This window comes from Falsirhodobacter sp. 1013, assembly GCF_051195255.1.
In the GTDB taxonomy this organism is placed as follows: Bacteria; Pseudomonadota; Alphaproteobacteria; order Rhodobacterales; family Rhodobacteraceae; genus Falsirhodobacter.
Window position 1 is genome coordinate 24,930 of record NZ_JBNJLK010000019.1, and the last position, 18,930, is coordinate 43,859.

An 18,930-nucleotide genomic window follows, 5' to 3' on the forward strand; every position below is an offset into this window, starting at 1 on the left:
TGAAGCCGTTTCCCCGGTTCACAGGCGCGGCCGGGGGTGGTGAAAAGGCATCGGGCGCAAGGAGAGCATCATGAACGCGACGGCCGGCATATCCTTCAAGCTTCTGGCGGCGCTTTGCGCGACCCTGATGCTGGCCTGCGTCAAGGGTCTGGATGGCCAGATCCCCACAGGCGAGGTGGTGTTCTTCCGGTCCTTCGTGGCGCTGGTGCCGCTGGTAATCTGGGTCACGCTGCAGGGCAACATCCTGGCCTCATTACGGACGCGGAACCTGGGTGGGCATCTGGTGCGCGGGATGTCGGGCACGGGGGGGATGTTCTTCAACTACCTCGCGCTGGCCTACATCCCGCTGGCGGATGCGACGGCCCTCAGCTATGCCGCCCCTTTGTTCACCGTGATCCTGGCCGCGACACTTCTGGGCGAGAAGGTGCGCCTCTATCGCTGGTCGGCGGTAGCAGTGGGCTTTTTCGGTGTGTTGGTGATGCTGTCGCCGTATCTGGAGGTCGGGGGGCGCAGCATGGACCGCGCGATGCTGATCGGCGGCATCTGCGGGCTGACGGCGGCGCTGTGTTCTGCCACGTCATCCGTGCAGATCCGCCATCTGAACGGGAAGGAGCATCCGGCGGCCATCGTGCTCTACTTCTCATTGATGACCACTCTGATCGGGCTTGCAACGGCGGCCTTCGGCTGGGTGATGCCGACGCCGACGCAGCTTGCCTTGCTGGTAGGTTGTGGGATCTTTGGCGGCCTTGCCCAAATCCTGATGACGTTGAGCCTGAAGCACGCGCACGCATCCTTGCTGGCTCCTTTCGACTACACGACGCTGATCTGGTCGGTCACCATCGGGATCGTCTTTATGAACCAGTTCCCGTCCTCGGCCACGCTGATCGGTGCAGCCTTCGTCGTGGCTGCGGGGCTGTTCACCTTCTGGAGAGAAAGCCGCCTCGCCTCATCCCCTGCCAGAGTAAAGGTAGCGGCAAACCGCTCGCTATGACCCTCTTGGTCCGGTGCCTCCAATAGACTTCGTGCTGGGCTTGCCATAACTCCGTTCAGAACCGAGCGATTTGAGCAGGCAGCGGATCAACATGCCATCGGACCCGTGTGATACGAACATATCGTTGGAAGCTTATCTACTCACCGCATGTAGGGCTTGAAGATGCGCCTGGGCTCGGTGGACATAGCCTCCGGCTGTCGCCTCTGGGGCGGAGCCTTTCGCAAACGCTGCGCCGCTGCCCGCGCGGCCGCACATTATCTTAAAGCCGATCACCGGTATCGAGACAGCCGAGGACATTGCGGCGTAGCCTGTTGCGATCTGAAAAAGAGGAAGTGGCCCAGGCGTGCACCGACGAAAAGCGCGATGCCGCTGCAGCAGCAAGCGCATGATCACGGACGTGATCGGCGGCATCGCGACAGGCACCCCCCTCAACCTCCGCGAAAATCGCCAGCCTGATCGCGTTCCTCGCGTCAGATCGCGCGGTGAATTGGTGTTGCGCGACAGACCGGTGCGCCGCGTGATCTCGCGGATCGGAAGCTTTTCGCGCAGCGCCATCTGGCGGATGACATTCAAAAGTCGCATGTGGATCTCTCTTTGGCCCCCATCACTCGTGTCGTCGGGGAGAGGATCACACGGGTCGGTTCGATAACAGTCATGCCCTGAACCGGAGTTACGTCCGGGCGAAAATCAACAGTCGGAATCACAAGTGCCCGTAAGGGCCGGCTGGGCGCATGCATATCCGGGCTCGCAGGGCGTTCGTATGGGAACAGCCAGACGCAGTCTGGCCGCCGATGGCGGGCAATACCGCTATTTTAGCAGGTCGCCCCACATCCGGCACTTTTGCTTTGAGGTCGTTGACGCACTGGTGTCTTGGCGGCAGCTTTGACTTTGTCATGTCGATATGGCGGGACATTGTCTGCAAGTCGAAAGGACGCGTGGAAGGTCGACCGCGGTTCGATCGAATAAGCGCACTTCGGCGTCAACGTCAGGTGCCCGCGGCGAACCCGCATATTGACCCCACCAGGTCGCGGGTTCCCGAGACCATCCTAGACGCCGCTATCTCAATGGACGTCAGATTTGGCGCATAAGGATCACCGAAGCCTCGCTGCGCAACGCCACTCCGCCACCGACAAGATCTATCTCCATCCGTTATGCGGCGCGACAGGCTTAGTCGGCAGAGACGCTCAGAACCCTGATATTGAGCTGATATATGCGGGACGCTTCGCGGGGCCTGCGGTTGAGCGTGCACGTCACGATCCCAGCACCAACTTGACCGCGATCCCCCACATCACCAATGCAATCCCCCCTTCGAGGATGCGCCAAGCCGAGGGGCGCGCAAACACCGGACGCAAACGTGTGGCCCCGTAGCCCAACGCGAAGAAGAACAGGAACGAGCCGGTCATGGCTCCGGCTGCGAAGGCCGCCTTCTGTCCCTCGAATTGCGTCGAGATCGTGCCCAAAAGCACCACGGTGTCCAGGTAGACGTGCGGGTTGAGCCACGTGAGGGCCAGACAGGTGAGCAAGGCGCTTGCCAGACTGGTGCGATCCTCCTTGGCGGACGCCATGAGCATCTCATTGGATCTGAAGGCTGAGCGAAGGCTCTTCGCACCATACCAGGCAAGGAAGGCGGCTCCCCCATAACGCATGACAGGATCGACCCAGGGCAGCCATGTAGCGATCCTGCCGAAGCTCGTGACCCCCAACATGATCAGGATCGCGTCTGACAGCGCACAGGTCAGGCAGATCCAGAAGACATGCTGACCCTTCAGGCCCTGCCGCAGGACGAACGCGTTTTGCGCCCCGATAGCGACGATCAGGCTGAGTCCCATCGTCATGCCGGTGATGAAGGTCGTTAGGTCCATGTTCGTCCCGTCGTTGGATTCAGTCTTGCGATAGCCGAACCTTTTGGATTAGCCAAATTAAAGACACTAAGCTCCTGTTAGGATTGCTAATGCTGGATTATCCCGCAGCCCGGGCGGTGATGCTTGTCGTGCAGACCGGCAGTTTCGAGGCCGCGGCCACCGCGCTCGGCGTCACGCCGTCGGCTGTCTCGCAACGGGTTCGGGGCTTGGAAGACCGTCTCGGCGTCATCCTTGTCGAACGCGGCAGTCCCTGCATCGCGACCGACGAGGGCGCATGGCTGTGCCGCCATATGGAACATGTCGGAATGCTGGAGGATCGGCTGATCGATCACTTTCCGCAAGCCCGGCTTCAAAACAGGGCCGTGCCCGTCACCCTGCGCATCGCCACGAATGCGGACAGTCTGGCGACCTGGTTTCTCCCGGCCATCGCGTCCTTTGCAAAGAACGGCGGCGTCCTTCTCGACATTGCCGTTGATGACGAAGAGCATACCGCGGAATGGCTTCGGCGAGGGCGCGTCATGGCGGCCGTGACCGCCCTCGGCAAGCCGGTTCAAGGCTGTCAGGTCAAGACGCTCGGCATGTTGCGCTACAGTGCTGCGGCCAGCCCCGATTACGTCCGCCGCCACTTTCCGAAAGGCGTCACGGCGCAAGCCCTTGCGACGGCGCCGGCATTGACCTTCAATCAGAAGGATCGCCTACAGCAGCAATGGGTGCGGCGCTATGCAGGTCGGCACGTCTCACTCCCGACACACTGGCTGCCTTCTTCCCATGGTTTCGTTGAAGCGGCTCTGGCTGGCATGGGCTGGGGCCTGAACCCCACACATCTGGTGCAGGAGCATCTCGCATCGGGCCGCTTGGTCGAACTTGTGCCGGAAGCCAAGCTGGATGTGCCCTTGTTCTGGCAGACCAGCCATCTTGCGGCCAGCAGCATCGCACCGCTGACGCGCGCCATCCTCGAGCAGGCGAAGCAGACGCTGGATTGATCGATATGTTTGAGGTGCAACGGTCAGATCAATGCAGGCCCGAAATTATGTCATCCACTATCTCTAGGCTTCAGACCCATTGATTTCAGGCTGTTGGCGTGATTCAGGCTCCGCGAGGAGACCTGATCGATGAACAGTCTTTGCTGGCTGAGCGACGCGCAGATGAAGCGCTTGAAGCCCTTCTTTCCGAAAAGCCATGGCGAGCCGCGCCTCGATGATCGACGGGTGCTCAGCGGCATGATCTTCGTCAATCGCAACGGGTTGCGCTGGTGCGATGCGCCAAAGGAATATGGCCCGCACAAGATCCTCTACAATCGTTGGAACCGCTGGAGCGACAACCGGGTTTTCGGCCGGATCATGATGGGCCTGGCCTCCGAGAGCGCCGAGCACAAGGCAATCATGATCGATGCGACCGATCTGAAGGCGCATCGCACGGCCTCGAGCCTGCGGGTCAAAAGGGGGGCGTGATCGCCAGATCGGCTGCACAAAAGGCGGCATGAACACCAAGTTGCATGCCGTCACGGACGCGAGGGGACGGCCGATCGGGTTCTGCATGTCGGCCGGACAGGTGAGCGATTGCACGGGCGCTGCGGCGCTGCTGGGCGGTTTGCCGAAGGCGGATTGGCTTTTGGCGGATCGAGGCTATGATGCGGATTGGCATCAGGGATGCGCTAAAAGACAAGGGAATAAAGGTCTGCATCCCGGCCGGAAGTCCCGCAAGACGGCCGGGAAATACGACATGCGGCGCAACCGAATGGAGATCATGTTCGGACGCCTCAAGTATTAGCGGCGGGTCGCCATCCGTTACGACCGAGGCCCGGAGACGTTCTTCTCCGCCATTGCTCTCGCAGCCACCGTCTTGTTCTGGCTCTGAAACTCAATGAATCTGGAGCCAAGGCACAAACTCTTGCTATGTAGATTCCGTTCATAATCTCGAAGTGCACCAAACGTGACGTTTCGTCCTACTCACGACAGTCGCACAGCAACCAAGCTGGCAAAAGTCATTTCGGCCATCCTGTACTGCTACATAATCAGCCAGTTCGCCTCCGTCACCCTTCATCCTCTTGTCGAAATGGCGCCGATCGCTGCTCAAAAAATCCGCAGCAGGTGGAGGGCCGCAACTGGCATGGAACAACCTGACGGAAAGGTCATTCGCTTCCAGGATTCCGTGTCCGTCGTTCCGCGGCAGGATTCACTTGTCGCGTACGGATCCATGCTGAGTACTCGACACCTCCCGGCACCGCGCGGGCATGAGAGGTGATCCGGGCCGCAGACAGCACAGCCTCGAGCGACATGTCGGTTTTCAACGCACCCAGATCATGAAGATAGGACGGCAGATAACCGGAGGCGAGGATTCGCCAATCAATCGGTAGGCCGGGGTCAAGCAGACGGGCGAGCCGGAAAACCACCGTGGTGCAGTTGGCGCTGATGGTGTTGTAGAATTCCGGTGTTTGCGACAGTCCGTTTCCTCGCTCAAGATAGGAAATGAAGAGAGCGCGGGCCTGCTCCGGGCCCAGCTTCAATGGAAACATGGAAACGTCTTCCCCCCGGCTGTTGGTGCGCAGCTTTATGATGTCATTTTCTTCCGCGGCGATCAGGACCAGTTCAAAGGCCTTGAAGAACCCGCCAACGGATGAGTAGGGCTCATTAGCCTCACGGCGGGTTTCAGCAGAGAAGACGAGATGGCGACCGTCCAAGAAACCAAAGCTGACAAGGATATGGGCGATGGCCGGACTGCCCCAGACAGATGTGAAGAGGTCAACCGCCACGATGCCGTCCAGCGGATAGACCCCGTCCTTCCAATGCGGGACCGCTTCATCTTCCGTTAACCAGTCAAAAGCGCGGATATTGTGAATGACAGCCTTGTTCCCGTCGATCTGCGCCGTGACATTGCGCATGACATCCGGAGCCCATTCCAGATCCTCCTGGGGAAGAACGGTCGACCAGATGACGGCGATCGCGGCTATTGTCGCCAGCAACATGCACCATCCAAGGCAGAGGTTCTTCCGGATGGCCATGACGATGAACGCGGCGACCATTGCTTCGCCGCAGATCAATGCCCAGCGGGAAACGTCCCCATGCGTCTGGAATAGGATTGCAGCCAGTGTCCAGGCCATCACCGCGACATATGTCAGCACCAGAAGGATCATGGACAACCGGGCCATGGATCAGTCTCCGATCGCCGCTTCGACGGCGCGAACCGGGGCTGTCAGAAGGCCCCCAGCGGCATCCAGAACGAAAGTTCCTGCATGGGTCATATGATGTTCTGATCGCATTTCCCGCGCCAAAGCGGGATAAGAGGACACCAGTTCGATGTACCGGTCATGGTTCATCCCGCTCGTGGCGGAGACGGAGGAGATGTCGATCATCGTGACGTTGTTCTCTGCCGCTGTCGCCTGCACAAGCGGATCGTCCAACGCAACGGACCCGAGGCGGGGATGGCGGCCTGCGATGGCCGAAGACGCGCGTAGCGCCCGGTCGTCGGAAGACACCAAGACGGTCAACGGAATTTTCATGGGCCCGATGACGGAGATCTGTGCCCGGAACACGTTCACGTCGATGTCGGGTGCAGCCAGCACGACCGCCAGCCGCGACAGCGCTTCATCCTTTCCCGCGATACGCATCTGCCGCAGCGCTTCCATGACCAGCCAGCCACCCATGGAGTGACCGAATACCGTTATCGGCTCTTTGCCCGACTGTTGTGCCAGTTCTGTCAACAGATCGGCCAGGGCATCGCGGGAATAGGTCGCCGCCTCCTTGTCGTTGCCGTACCCCGAGGCCGAGGACGGCCATGAGAAGAGCACAGCCGATCCCCCAAGCCCGGAATCGGAGACGAGCTGCCCGAACCGGAACAGCGTTTCCTGGAAGCTGTAGTTGAATCCATGCACGAAGACGATGGTCTCCTTGGACGCATCGCGCTCGATCCTGTCGACAAACGTGCTCTTGTCCAGCTTCAGGTGCCGCGTAACCGCAAAATCTGTCCGGGGATCGGGATGCCCCTTTTCAGGCCATTCGATCGTGCCAGGAACGTGGTTCGGCGGCAGCGACAGCGTGAATTCGGCATAGCTGGGAGCTGGCGCGCGCCCGTCGGTGAAGCCGTCCGCGGCCATCGGTGCTGGCGTTCGCGTGGTGGCGACGAACAGCTCCAACTGCTTACCCGCCGCCGGTGGATCTGCCACGGGCCACAGGGTTGCCGATTGCGGCCGCTCTGCACAGCCTGCCGCAAGAAGCACTGGGAGAAGGTGAAAAAGAAGGAAATTGCGCATGGAATTCCAGAAGACGATGTGCAAACGGCCGGTCCGCCCGATTGGCCGGGCGGTCGGCTCATCCGAAGCGTCGGATTGCGTCAGTGGTGCGGACGGTCGGGCCCTGAAGTGCCGGCCGGTGGATGGATTCGGAAGCACGCCACATAGAGGGCCGGCAGAAAGAGGAGCGTCAGCACCGTGCCCACGATGATCCCGCCCATCATCGCGAACGCCATCGGGCCCCAGAACACTTGCCGGGCGATGGGGATCAGGGCCAGACTGGCCGCCGCCGCGGTCAGCAGGATCGGGCGCATCCGGTGTTCCGTCGCTTCAAAGACGGCCTGCCATGCTTCCACCCCGCTGCGCCTCAGCTTCTCGATCTGGTCGATCAGGATGACAGAGTTCCTTATGAGGATTCCGATCAGCGCCAGCACCCCAAGAATGGCCACGAAGCCCATCGGCGCGCCACTGGGTAGAAGGGCCGCCACCACCCCGATCAGGGCTAGCGGCGCCACCGCGAACACGAGGAACAACCGGCTGAAGCTTTGCAGCTGGATCATCAGGATCGTCGCCATCGCGAACAGCATGAGAGGGACAACCGCGATGATTGGGGCCTGACCCTTGCCGCTCTCCTCAACCGAACCGCCGATCTCGATCTTATAGCCGGCCGGCAGTTCCGAGATGAACTTGTCCACCGCAGGCGTCAGTTCCTTCACCACCGTCGCAGGTTGCAGGTCGGTGTCGATGCCCGCCCGAACGGTGATGGTCGGAAGGCGCGACCGTGTCCAGATCACCGGCTGTTCCACTTCGTAATGGAAGGTCGCCATGGCTGAAAGCGGGACGGATGAACCGCTTTCGGTCAGGATCTGAAGGTTGCGCAGGGTGTCAATGGATCCCCGCTCTGCGGCGATGGCCCGTCCAACGATGTCGATCAGGTAGATGTCGTCCCTTACCTCCGTCACGGTCTGTCCGCCCACGATGCTGTTGATGGTGGAGGCAATGGTTTCCGACGACACGCCCAACTGCCTTGCGCGGTCCTGCAGAACCTCCACCTTAACCACGCGGGCTGGCTCGTTCCAGTCGAACACCACCTCGCCGAGATCGGGATTGGTGCCAATGATGTTGCCCAGACTTTCGGACAGTTCACGCACGGTCTGGACCTCGGGTCCGCTGACACGATATGCGACAGGGCGTCCTACGGGCGGACCGATGTCCAGAAGTTTCACATAGGCGTCGGTGTCGGGGAAGGTCCTGAGCAGATAGTCCCGGAACCGGGTCAGCACCCGGTCACGCGCTTCAAGATCCTTGGTGACGATCACGGTCTGCCCGAAGGCAGGCGTGGCGATCTGCACATCCAGTGACAGGATGAAGCGCGGTGCGCCCTGACCGATATAGCTGGACCAGCGCACGACGTCGGGATTTCCTTCCAGCTGCTCCTTCTCGAATTGGGCCATCTCGGCCGAAGTGCGGTAAATGGAAGCGTTCTGAGGCAGGCTCCAGTCGACGATCAGTTCGGTCCGGTCCGAGGAGGGAAAGAACTGTTGCTGGACGAACTGCATTCCAAACATCGACAGGGCGAAGGCCGCCACGGTCGTCCCGATCGTCAGCCACCGGTGACGCATGCAGAATCCCAGGACCCGCGCGAACAGACGGGCGAAACGGCCCTTCGTCTCGTGCGTGTTCTTCATCTTCTTGGGCAGGGCGATCACGCCAATCAGCGGCGTGAACAGCACAGCCACGATCCAGGACAGGATGAGGGCGGTCGCGATGACGACAAACAGCGTGAACGTGAATTCACCTGCAGAACTGGAATTGAGGCCTACGGGAATGAAGCCGGCCACAGTGACCAGCGTCCCCGTCAGCATTGGAAAGGCCGTGGCGGTCCAGACCGAGGTGGCGGCCACGGGCAGGGAATCGCCCGCTTCGAGCCTGGACACCATCATCTCCACGGCGATCATGGCGTCGTCGACCAGAAGGCCCAAGGCGATGATCAGGGCGCCCAGCGAAATGCGCTGCAACGAGATACCGAGATATTCCATCACCAGGAAGGTCATCGCCAGCACGAGCGGGATGGAGATCGCCACAACCAGCCCGGCGCGCAAGCCAAGGCTGATGAAGCTGACGGCCAGCACGATGGCCACCGCTTCCACCAGGGCATGCACGAAACCGGACACGGCTTCCTCGACCACCAGCGGCTGATCCGACACAAGATGGATGCCGACGCCCACGGGCATCTCGGCGGTGATGCGGTCCATCTCCTCGTGCAGGGCTTCGCCGAACTTCATCAGGTTGGCACCGGGCTTCATGCCGATGGCAAGCCCGATGGCCGGCTCGCCGTTGTATCGGAACAGCGAGTCCGGCGGGTCGGTATAGCCGCGGCGAATGTCAGCCACATCGCTCAGCCGGAAGAAGCGGTTGTCCACGCGCAGGTTGAGGTTGCGCAAACTTTCCTCGGACGAGAACTGGCCGCTGACGCGCACGCTGATCCGCTCCCTTTCGGTCTGGATCACCCCCGATGGCGTTACAGCATTCTGCTGCTGGAGCGCCTCGATCACGGCCTGCTGGTCGATCCCGTAGGCGGCCAGGCGACGTGGCGAAAATTCAAGATAGATGACCTCGTTCTCCGCGCCAAGGATATCGACCTTGCCGATGTTCTCCACTCCGAGGACCTTGCCGCGGGCGTCCTCCACGAAGTCGCGCAGTTCGCGGCGGGAAAAGCCATCCGAGGTGAAGGCGTAGATGTTGCCGTAGACATCGCCGAAATCGTCATTGAAGGCCGGCCCCACCACGCCGTCGGGAAGCTCGCCTTGGATGTCGCGGACAAGGTTGCGAACGCGGGTCCAGGTTGCGGGGACGCTGTCGGCAGGCGTCGTCTCAAGCAGGTTGACAAGGATGGTCGACTGCCCCGGCAGTGTTATGCTTCGGGTATAGTCAAGCTCGGGAAGTTCCTCGATCTTGCGCTCGATCCGCTCCGTCACCTGCTCCATCGTGTCGTCCACCGTGGCGCCCGGCCACTGCGCGGATATGATCATGGTGCGGATGGTGAAGGCGGGATCTTCCTCGCGGCCAAGGTTCAGGTACGAGAAGAAGCCCGCGATCGAGAAGATGATCATGAAATACCACAGCAGGGAGCGGTGGCCCAATGCCCATTCGGACAGGTTGAAGGATTTCACTAAGATGCTCCCTGGACGCGAACGTGCTGTCCGTCTTTGATGCTGTTGACTCCGGCGGCGATGACCTGTTCGCCGGCCTGCAATCCTTCGGCAACGGACCATTGTCCATCCGGCGTCTGGCGCACGGTGACGGGCCGCAATTCAGGAACGTCCTGTCCGTCTTTCAGCACCCAGACGAAGGTTTGGCCGTCCCGTTGCAATACGGCCGCGGCCGGCAGCGCCAGCGTTTCCGTATCGCCGCCCGGCAGCGCCACGCTGATGATGGAGCCGAGGCGATAGCTGGGGGGGGCGTCCGGAATGGCCAGCTTCACGCGCCGGGTGCGCGTGACCCGATCGGCGAGCGGCCCGATTTCGCGCACTGTGCCCTTCACTTGAAGGTCGGGCGACAAAGCGAGATGGACGGGAAAGGCCACGCCGATCCGCAGAAGGGAAGCCGCGGCTTCGGGGATATCCACCACGGCATCGCGGGCACCGGTCTGCGCGACTGTCACCACCGAATCGCCCGCCGAGACGACTTGCCCCGGTTCAGCCCCCACGGCCGTGACCGCCCCGGAAAAGCGGGCGACGAGTTGTGTATAATCGAGCTGCCGTCGCGCCTGATCCAACGAGGCTTCGGACTGACGGACGGACGATCGGGCTGATTGCAAAGAGAGCTCCGCCTCTTCCACACGCGACCGTGCGACCGCGTTGGCCGAAAGCAGCGCACGCTGACGGCCCTCTGTGGTGGTCGCATTGGCCAGCGAGGCCTGTGCTCCGATCAGTGCTGCTTGGGCCGAGCGGACCTCCTGCTCCTGCACGGCGGATTCGATTCGGGCCAGAACCTGGCCGGCCTCCACCTCATCCCCGACATCCACCTCGCGATCGATCAGGCGTCCTTGGATCTGGAAGCCGTAATCGATGCTGAGCTGCGATTCGACGGTGCCGGAGTACATGCTTGGCTGGTCCCCGAAGGGTTGCACGGCGATCGTCTTGACGGGACGTGTCGAAGACTGCGCCCAAAGGAGGTTCGCCGGTGCCAATGCCAGGAATCCCGCGGCCGCAAGATGAAGCCATCTCATTCCGCCCCCTCCTTCTTGTCGAACACTATTTTCTGCCTCTCGCGAAGAAGCTTGGTCCCTTGGACCACCACCCGGTCGCCGGCCCGCAGCCCTTCCCGGGCGATGATGGCATCATCGCTGTAGGAAAACACCTCGATCGTCCGCGCTTCCAGCTGATCTGTGGCCGGATCGACGACCCAGACGGCAGGGCGGCCCTTGTTGGAGGTCAGCGATGCCACCGGAACCTCGAAAACGTCAATCGGGGGGAGGGTGGCGGTTCCGGTCACCACGGCGCCAAGATTCATGCCCTCCGGCACGGTTTCCAAGCCGATTTCGATGCGCACGGTGCCCGTTTCGGCGTCCACCACGGGCGAAATCTGCCGGATCGGACCTTCGGCGGAAACGGAGGAATCGCTGGCAAGGCGCACCTTCACCGTTGGTGGGGTCTGGTCCACGAACAGAAGGCTCTCTGACACGTTGAACACGGCATCGCGTGGTCCGTCATGGGCCAGCGTGAAGATCGTCGCCGCCGCCGCCGCGACCTCACCCACGTCCCGCTGGCGGGAGACGATGATGCCGTCGGAGTCGGCCCGCAACTCGGTATAGGACAAGGACTCCCGGGCGCTGGCCAGTTGGGCTTCCGCCGCCAAGGCGTCGGCGCGGGCCACCTTCACATCCTGTTCGGCTTCATCGAAGTCGCTTTGTGAACCGGCATTGCGTTCCAGAAGGGCCTGAGCGCGCGTGAACGCGGCGGAGGTCTGGCTGATCCGCGCGTTCGCCAAGGCCACCTGCGCCTGCGCCGATTCCACTTCGGCGGCTTGGACCTGCTGGTTGAGACGAGCCAAAAGATCGCCTTTCTTCACCCGGTCGCCCGTATCTACGAGACGTTCCACGATCTCTCCGTCCGTGCGGAAGGACAGGTTGCTTTCCACCCGCGCCTCAAGCGAACCGGTCAGCGTGACCACTTCCCCGAACGGACGGGGTTGCGCAGTCACAAGTTGAAGGGCCCGGGTCGCTTGGGGGGCGTCCTGTTCCTTCTCCCGGCATCCAGACAACGCCAGAACGGCAATGAGGCACGCGCCGCACATCTTGCTCGATGCTATCATCGTGATCCCCTTTGCAATCTGGATTCGGATCATACGACCCTCGCACCAGAATTCCGCGTCTTGGTTGAATAAGTAGTCTGCTCTTGCCAATGGCACACAAGTGCCGATGTTAAAGGAACCCAAAAGTTTCCTAAGTCAAGCCGGGAATTTTCCATGGACATTGCTGCCCCCCGCGGCCGACCCTTGGTGCTGGAACCTGCAGAGCGCCGCAGCCGGATCTTGGCGGCAGCGGAAGCGGCCTTTCTGGCCAAAGAATATGCCGCTACGAGTATGAATGACATTGTCGCTGCCTGCGGAATGTCGAAGAAAACTGTCTACCAAGTGTTTGCAACGAAGGAGCAGCTTTTCGCGGAGGTCGTAGGAGCCACAATCCAAGAGTTCCCTCACTTTGGCGTTTCAGTGGAAAGTGATCTGGACGGCGAGGCATCGCTGCGGGCGGTTCTGGAAGCCATGGCGTCCTTCATCCTCTCGCCCCGCCACATCGCCTTGCTGCGTCTTGTCCTATCCGAAAGCCCCCTGTCGCCAGAACTAGGGGCGATCTTCTTTGAAGAAAGTGTTCGCCACGGGCACACCACTCTCGTCGGGATCCTCAGCCGATTGATGCCAGCGCATTCAGACGAGTGGGCGGTGGATCATCTGGTCGATTTTCTTGTTGGGGGCCTTTTGGGACACGAGTTCTTCATGGTGGCCATGGGCCATTCCGCACCCCCGTCACAAGAGAACATACGGCAGAGAGTGGATCGTATTCTGGCCGTCCTTCAGCCGGTTCTGCGCCCTCTTTTTGAATAAGCAACGGGGTCGCCTGGCTTCCCGGAGGGCAGGCCTGCGAAATGCGTAGCAAGCTGAAGATTGCCGTATACATACACGTATGTATATTTGTATATGGGGCCTTTACGGGGGTGAATCATGCGTAGAACGAAGGAAGATGCAGAACCGGCACGCTCTGCGATCCCCCCGACCAAAGAGCAGGTTTTCAGCGAACGAGACGGCTCCGCCACAACCCTTGAGTGCGTTTTCAATGCGGCGGGGGTGACGCGCGGGACCTTCTACTGGCATTTCAAGGACAAATCTGAATTGCTTCCAGCTTTGCCGGAACGTTCCAAACCTCCCCAAGTCCGTATCACGTCGCCGCGGCGAACAGCCCGTCCACGGACGATGCGCTGTTGCTTCTCATGGACGCGGGTACGGAGATACTGCTCCATGTCGAACAGCACCTCAGCAGTCAGAGGACGGTCAGCATCATGACCAGTAACTTGCTGGGTGCGGCAAACGACGCGTGGTTGCAGGCCGCGAACCGTGAATTTTTGGCATTCTGCTTAGGCTTGCCGGGCAGGGACCGAGCAAAGGTGTTTTGCCCAATGATTCCCCGTCCGAAGAGGCGTCGCTGCCTGTGATTATCACCATGAACGGTCTGATCAGCGAATGGTTGCGCTCCGGCAAAGCCTTTCCGGCAGCAACGATGGGCGGAAAGATCCTCCGCTTTCATCTTCGTCTTCTTCGGGCCGGTCCATGCATGGACGAGCCACGTCGATGAATCTTTGCAGTACTTCCAGTTTCCTCTCATTCGAAAGATAAGACCATGTCCCCAGTTGCTTTGAAAGGCGCCGCGCTCGGTCTGATGACGGCCTGCCTTGCCGGAAGCCTGCCCGCCCTTGGGCAGGACCAGCCGGCTCCTACTGTCACCACGATGTCAGCCACGCCGGTGGATTTCGTCCTTTCCGCCCGCCTTCCCGGCCGGATCAAAGCCTCCACAGTTGCAGAGGTTCGACCGCAGGTGTCGGGCATCATCCGCGAACGGCTTTTCGAAGAAGGCAGTATCGTGCAGGCGGGGCAGCCCCTCTACAAGATCGAGGACGAAGTATACGCGGCGCAGGTGCAAGCGTCGCAGGCGTCGGTCGCGCAGGCCAGAGCCAACTACGACCTGGCCGTCGTGGACGCCACCCGGGCGCAGAACCTCTTTTCGAGCAAGACTGGGTCCCAAGCGAATCTGGACACTTCTCTCGCCAACCGCGACGCGGCCGCCGCCTCCCTCCAAGCCGCGCAAGCGCAGCTCAAAAGCGCGGAGATCGATCTGGAGCGCACGACTGTCCGTGCGCCCGTCACCGGAGTTATCGGACTATCCCAAGCCACCAGCGGGTCACTGGTCGGTGCGGGGCAGACGACGATCCTCACCATCATTCGGACCCTTGATCCGGTTTATGTCGACGTGACCCAGTCGGCGGCTGACCTGCTCAAGTGGAACAGTTCCGCCGAAAGCCGGGATAAGATCCGTTCGACTGTCGCGTCGATGATCCTGCCCAATGGCGAAACCTACGCCGAGAAGGGTCTGCTGACGGCCGCCGAACCCCAGGTCGAGGCGACCACGGGGATGGTCACGCTCCGCATCACCTTTCCCAATCCTGACATGACCCTTCTTCCCGGCCTTTACGTCGAGGTGGAACTGCCGCAGACCAAGGCTCCGAACGCGATCCCCGTTCCGCAGGATGCTGTGATGCGGGACGCGCAGGGCAATGCCAGCGCTTGGGTCGTGGAAGACGGCAAGGTGGCCGTGCGGCCGCTGACCATCTTGACCTCGGACGACGGGAAGTGGATCACCACCTCCGGCCTGAAGGCGGGGGACGCGGTGGTGACGTCCGGCTTCCAGAAAGCGGCGCCGGGTGCTGCGGTGGAGGTGGTGGCCCCCACCCAGCCGGCGGCCGGTGGCGAGGGCAACTGATCCATGGCACGTTTCTTCATCGACCGGCCCATCTTCGCATGGGTCATCGCGATCATCATCATGGGTATTGGCGCTCTGTCGATCATGCGCCTGCCCATCTCGCAATACCCCTCCATCGCGGGGCCTTCGATCGTCATCGGGGCTCGCTATCCGGGAGCGTCGGCGGAAACCGTCGCGGACACCGTGGTCCAGATCATCGAAAAGGAAATGACAGGGCTTGACGGCCTTCGCTACATCGACTCCGACACGACCTCGACCGGCAGTGCGACGATCACTCTGACCTTCCAGATCGGGACTGACCCCGACATTGCGCAGGTTCAGGTCCAGAACAAGTTGTCTCAAGCCGAGGCAGGTCTTCCGTCGGCAGTGACGCGTCAGGGCGTGACGGTGGAGAAATCCGCGGTCGGTTTCCTGATGGTCGTGGCGCTTGTGTCCGACGACGGATCACGGACGGCGGTCGATCTGGCGGATTACCTCAACTCCTACATGGTGGAACCCATTTCACGGCTGGCGGGTGTCGGCAAGGTGCAGGTCTTCGGATCGGAATACGCCATGCGCATCTGGCTGGATCCACAGAAGCTGAAATATTACGACCTGTCGCCGGACGCGGTGATCGCCGCGATCCAAGGGCAGAATGCACAGATTTCCGCAGGCAGCTTCGGTGCGGCCCCCGCGCCGGCGGGCCAGTTGCTGAACGCCACCATCACGGCCCAATCCTTGCTGAAGACGCCTGAGGATTTCGAGAGTATCGTCCTGCGGGCCGACACTGATGGCGGCCTTGTTCTGCTGCGCGACGTCGCTCGGGCCGAGCTGGGCAGCGAAAACTACGAAATTTCCAGCTTCATGAACGGCAAGCCGGCCAGCGGCCTGGCGGTCCAGCTCGCGTCGGGAGCCAACGCTCTGGACACGGCCGAATTGGTCAAGGCAAAGACGGAAGAGTTGAGTGCCAACCTTCCTGCGGGCGTGAGCTATGTCGTTCCCTACGACACCACTCCCTTCGTGTCTTTGTCGATCGAGGCGGTCCTGCATACGCTCATAGAGGCCATCGTCCTCGTGTTCTTCGTGATGCTGCTGTTCCTTCACAACATCCGTGCAACTCTGATCCCCACGCTTGCGGTTCCGGTCGTGCTTCTGGGCACGCTCGGCGTCATCGCGGCCCTAGGTTTCACCATCAACACGCTGACCATGCTGGCCATGGTGCTGGCGATCGGCCTGCTTGTCGACGATGCGATCGTCGTTGTCGAAAACGTCGAGCGCATCATGCACGAGGAACATATCGGCCCAGTGGAAGCCACGCGCAAATCCATGGGAGAGATATCGGGTGCGCTGGTCGGCATCGGGCTCGTCATCTCGGCTGTGTTCGTTCCGATGGCCTTTTTCGGCGGATCCACAGGGGAGATGTACAAGCAGTTCGCGGTGACGATCGTCTCGGCGATGGCCATCTCGGTCATGGTGGCGCTGATATTCACGCCCGCCTTATGCGCCACCCTGCTCAAGCCGCCAGTGAAGGACGGCCGCAAGGGACTACTTGCACGCTTCGGTGTCTGGTTCGACGATCGCTTCGGTCGTGTGACCGGAGGCTTCACAGGTATCGTTGGTGGTTTGATCACCCGGCCGCTGCGTATGATGATCATCTTCGCCGTCATCCTTGCGTCCATGATCGTGCTCTATCAACGCACTCCAACCTCGTTCCTGCCGGACGAAGATCAGGGCTCGCTCATCACGATCATCCAGACGCCATCGGGAACCACGGCTGAGCAGACGACCAAGGTCATCCGCAAGGTCGAGCAATACTACCAGAACGCCGAAGCCGCGAACGTGGACTCGATCTTTTCCGTCAGCGGGTTCTCCTTCGCGGGACAGGGCCAGAACATGGCGATGATGTTCGTCAAGCTGAAGGACTGGGAACAGCGCGAGGGTGACGAGAATACCGCCCAGAGCATCGCGGCGCGGGCTTTCGGGCCGCTCATGGGTGGCATCCGCGAAGGGATTGTAATTCCCATCGTGCCGCCTCCGGTGACGGAACTTGGCAATTCCAATGGTTTCACGGCCTACCTGCAAGCGTCGGCAGGTCAAACCCACGAGGATCTGCTGAACGCGCGGAATCAATTGCTCGGGATGGCGGCCCAAAGCCCGATCCTCACGGCAGTGCGTCCGAGCGGGGTCGAGGATGCGGCTCAGTTTCGGCTGAACATCGATTGGGCCAAAGCCGGTGCAGTAGGGGTGACTGCAGATTCCGTGGGCAACTTCATGTCCACGATCTGGTCGGGCAGCTATGTCAACGACTTCATCTACGAAGGCCGCATCAAACAGGTCTGGGTGCAAGGCGAACCGGCAGCGCGGTCGGGCCCGGAGGATCTTTCGCAATGGCGGGTTCAGAACAGCAACGGAGATTTTGTGGATTTCTCCACCTTCTCCACGCAGGAATGGGTATTCGGCCCACAGCAGGTGACGCGCTACAACGCCTTGCCCGCCATGGCGCTGGAGGGAAGTCCCGCCGCCGGCCATACCTCCGGGGAAGCTCTTGCCGAGATGGAGAAGCTAGCAACCCAGTTGCCTTCCGGCTTCAGCCTGCAATGGACGGGCATGTCGTTGGAGGAGAAAGATTCCGGATCGGGCGCGATGATGCTGTACGCACTGGCGTTGACAGCGGTGTTCCTGTGCCTTGCCGCGCTTTACGAAAGTTGGTCCATCCCGCTGGCAGTGATCCTCGCGATGCCAGTGGGTGCCTTGGGGGCCCTTTTGGGCGCCTTGATCGGGGGGCAATCCAACGGCGTGTATTTCCAGGTGGGTCTGCTGACCGTAATCGGCCTGACCGGCAAGAACGGTATCCTGATCGTGGAGTTCGCACGTGAACGCATGCAGACGCTGGGCGAGAGCGCCGTGGATGCGGCTCGCGAGGCATTGCGCCTCCGCTTCCGCCCCATCCTCATGACCTCTCTCGCATTCGGGCTGGGGGTCGTGCCACTCGTGCTGTCCACGGGTGCGGGTTCGGGGGCACGACAGGCGATCGGCTATGCTACGTTTATGGGTACCATCGTCGGCACGACCCTGACGCTGATTTTCGTTCCGATTTTCTTCGTGTTGATCAACCGGCTTTCTAGGCGAGGCCGGAAGATGAACGCGGCACCGGCGACGTTGGAAGGATGATCTTCTGCAGAACTCCCTCCGGCTCGCCGGAGGGGGCATCTGAGAAGGAGGTGGGAATGAGCGCTCTAATCGATCGTGACATATTGATCGAAGCGGCCATCACCGTCGTTAAGGACCGGGGCGCTATGTCGTTGACGTTTGACAGCATCGCCCTCGCTGCCAATACGACCAAGTCTCGTGTTCAGGTCGTATTCAAGACACGCGAGAGGATGATAGATGCTGTCTGCGCTGCTGCGCTGACAGCCGATACATCCGACGCTGACCGTCGACGCGTCGCATTTTCTCTCATCCTTCTTAAACCACCGGTAGAGAGGAAGTTGGTCCAAGATTGGTATGAGACGAAGCTGGCAACGATGGATCCGAATACCGACGCTGGTCGACATGATCGCCTGAAGTTCTGCATTGATGAAGGATATTTCATCCTCTCTCTTATGGGCTTTTCATTACCATCTTTCAATTCGCAGCAACTTGAAGGTGTTGAAGGCGCCATATCGGGCCGTGATATATGCGTTTAGATGGTATATAAACCGGAGACTTCTCAGGCGTGGGTCAGATCTAGGGTCATGATGCATTGATTTGCGTTGCGCTGTGTGATTCACGGCTCCGAAAGCGGAGCGGTGACATGAGCGATCCTTTCTGGCTGACGGATGAGCAGATGGCACGTCTG

15 protein-coding genes and 1 pseudogene are annotated in these 18,930 nt (G+C 60.9%); 8 read left to right on the forward strand and 8 right to left on the reverse strand.

Features of this window, described 5'->3' with window-relative positions; genetic code table 11:
* The first annotated feature begins 70 nt into the window (after window positions 1–70).
* Window positions 71–991 carry a DMT family transporter gene (locus tag ACSHZY_RS16785; protein WP_435171094.1) on the forward strand — a complete coding sequence of 307 codons (921 nt, stop codon included), beginning with the start codon at window positions 71–73 and terminating at the stop codon, window positions 989–991.
* A 132-nt stretch (window positions 992–1,123) separates the two neighbouring features.
* Here ACSHZY_RS16785 and ACSHZY_RS16790 read toward each other — a convergent pair whose 3' ends face one another.
* A complete protein-coding gene (locus ACSHZY_RS16790) occupies window positions 1,124–1,573 on the reverse strand; it encodes a hypothetical protein (protein ID WP_435171122.1) in 450 nt (149 codons plus the stop codon).
* Window positions 1,574–2,241: 668 nt separating this feature from the next.
* Entirely contained in the window at window positions 2,242–2,853 is a 612-nt protein-coding gene (locus ACSHZY_RS16795) for a LysE/ArgO family amino acid transporter (protein ID WP_435171097.1), read from the reverse strand.
* 89 nt (window positions 2,854–2,942) lie between these two features.
* Between ACSHZY_RS16795 and ACSHZY_RS16800 the strand changes: the two genes are divergently transcribed.
* Both ACSHZY_RS16800 and ACSHZY_RS16805 read left to right on the forward strand, forming a co-directional pair.
* Window positions 2,943–3,836, forward strand: coding sequence for a LysR family transcriptional regulator ArgP (locus ACSHZY_RS16800; RefSeq protein ID WP_435171100.1), 894 nt, complete (start codon window positions 2,943–2,945; stop codon window positions 3,834–3,836).
* Window positions 3,837–3,965: 129 nt separating this feature from the next.
* Window positions 3,966–4,710 (forward strand): annotated as a pseudogene (locus tag ACSHZY_RS16805) (IS5 family transposase).
* A gap of 274 nt (window positions 4,711–4,984) precedes the next feature.
* On the opposite strand, the gene ACSHZY_RS16810 reads toward ACSHZY_RS16805, so the two are convergent.
* From ACSHZY_RS16810 to ACSHZY_RS16830, 5 genes are all read right to left on the reverse strand, one after another.
* Window positions 4,985–6,001, reverse strand: coding sequence for an Lnb N-terminal periplasmic domain-containing protein (locus ACSHZY_RS16810; protein WP_435171102.1), 1,017 nt, complete (start codon window positions 5,999–6,001; stop codon window positions 4,985–4,987).
* A 3-nt stretch (window positions 6,002–6,004) separates the two neighbouring features.
* Window positions 6,005–7,102 carry an alpha/beta hydrolase gene (locus ACSHZY_RS16815; RefSeq protein ID WP_435171103.1) on the reverse strand — a complete coding sequence of 366 codons (1,098 nt, stop codon included), beginning with the start codon at window positions 7,100–7,102 and terminating at the stop codon, window positions 6,005–6,007.
* 80 nt (window positions 7,103–7,182) lie between these two features.
* A complete protein-coding gene (locus tag ACSHZY_RS16820) occupies window positions 7,183–10,254 on the reverse strand; it encodes an efflux RND transporter permease subunit (RefSeq protein ID WP_435171105.1) in 3,072 nt (1,023 codons plus the stop codon).
* Window positions 10,254–11,312, reverse strand: a complete 1,059-nt coding sequence (locus ACSHZY_RS16825) for an efflux RND transporter periplasmic adaptor subunit (protein ID WP_435171107.1) — start codon at window positions 11,310–11,312, stop codon at window positions 10,254–10,256. The genes ACSHZY_RS16820 and ACSHZY_RS16825 overlap by 1 nt, the downstream gene beginning before the upstream one ends.
* Window positions 11,309–12,286 (reverse strand): efflux RND transporter periplasmic adaptor subunit, encoded by a 978-nt coding sequence (locus ACSHZY_RS16830; protein WP_435171109.1) that lies wholly within the window; start codon window positions 12,284–12,286, stop codon window positions 11,309–11,311. Before ACSHZY_RS16830 ends, ACSHZY_RS16825 begins: the two co-directional genes overlap by 4 nt.
* A gap of 264 nt (window positions 12,287–12,550) precedes the next feature.
* On the opposite strand from ACSHZY_RS16830, the gene ACSHZY_RS16835 reads away from it, so the two are divergent.
* Both ACSHZY_RS16835 and ACSHZY_RS16840 read left to right on the forward strand, forming a co-directional pair.
* Window positions 12,551–13,186 carry a TetR/AcrR family transcriptional regulator gene (locus ACSHZY_RS16835; protein WP_435171110.1) on the forward strand — a complete coding sequence of 212 codons (636 nt, stop codon included), beginning with the start codon at window positions 12,551–12,553 and terminating at the stop codon, window positions 13,184–13,186.
* Between the two features lie 117 nt (window positions 13,187–13,303).
* On the forward strand, window positions 13,304–13,642 hold the full coding sequence (locus ACSHZY_RS16840) for a TetR family transcriptional regulator (RefSeq protein ID WP_435171112.1): 339 nt from the start codon (window positions 13,304–13,306) through the stop codon (window positions 13,640–13,642).
* Here ACSHZY_RS16840 and ACSHZY_RS16845 read toward each other — a convergent pair.
* Entirely contained in the window at window positions 13,620–13,883 is a 264-nt protein-coding gene (locus ACSHZY_RS16845) for a hypothetical protein (RefSeq protein WP_435171114.1), read from the reverse strand. The two genes, ACSHZY_RS16840 and ACSHZY_RS16845, sit on opposite strands and share 23 nt — an antisense overlap.
* A 93-nt stretch (window positions 13,884–13,976) precedes the next feature.
* Here ACSHZY_RS16845 and ACSHZY_RS16850 point away from each other — a divergent pair, with 93 nt between their 5' ends.
* From ACSHZY_RS16850 to ACSHZY_RS16860, 3 genes are read left to right on the forward strand one after another with little or no spacing between them, the layout of a single operon-like run.
* Window positions 13,977–15,113 (forward strand): efflux RND transporter periplasmic adaptor subunit, encoded by a 1,137-nt coding sequence (locus ACSHZY_RS16850; protein ID WP_435171115.1) that lies wholly within the window; start codon window positions 13,977–13,979, stop codon window positions 15,111–15,113.
* A gap of 3 nt (window positions 15,114–15,116) precedes the next feature.
* Window positions 15,117–18,263 carry an efflux RND transporter permease subunit gene (locus ACSHZY_RS16855; RefSeq protein WP_435171118.1) on the forward strand — a complete coding sequence of 1,049 codons (3,147 nt, stop codon included), beginning with the start codon at window positions 15,117–15,119 and terminating at the stop codon, window positions 18,261–18,263.
* A gap of 56 nt (window positions 18,264–18,319) precedes the next feature.
* Window positions 18,320–18,778, forward strand: coding sequence for a hypothetical protein (locus ACSHZY_RS16860; protein ID WP_435171119.1), 459 nt, complete (start codon window positions 18,320–18,322; stop codon window positions 18,776–18,778).
* Window positions 18,779–18,930 lie beyond the last annotated feature (152 nt).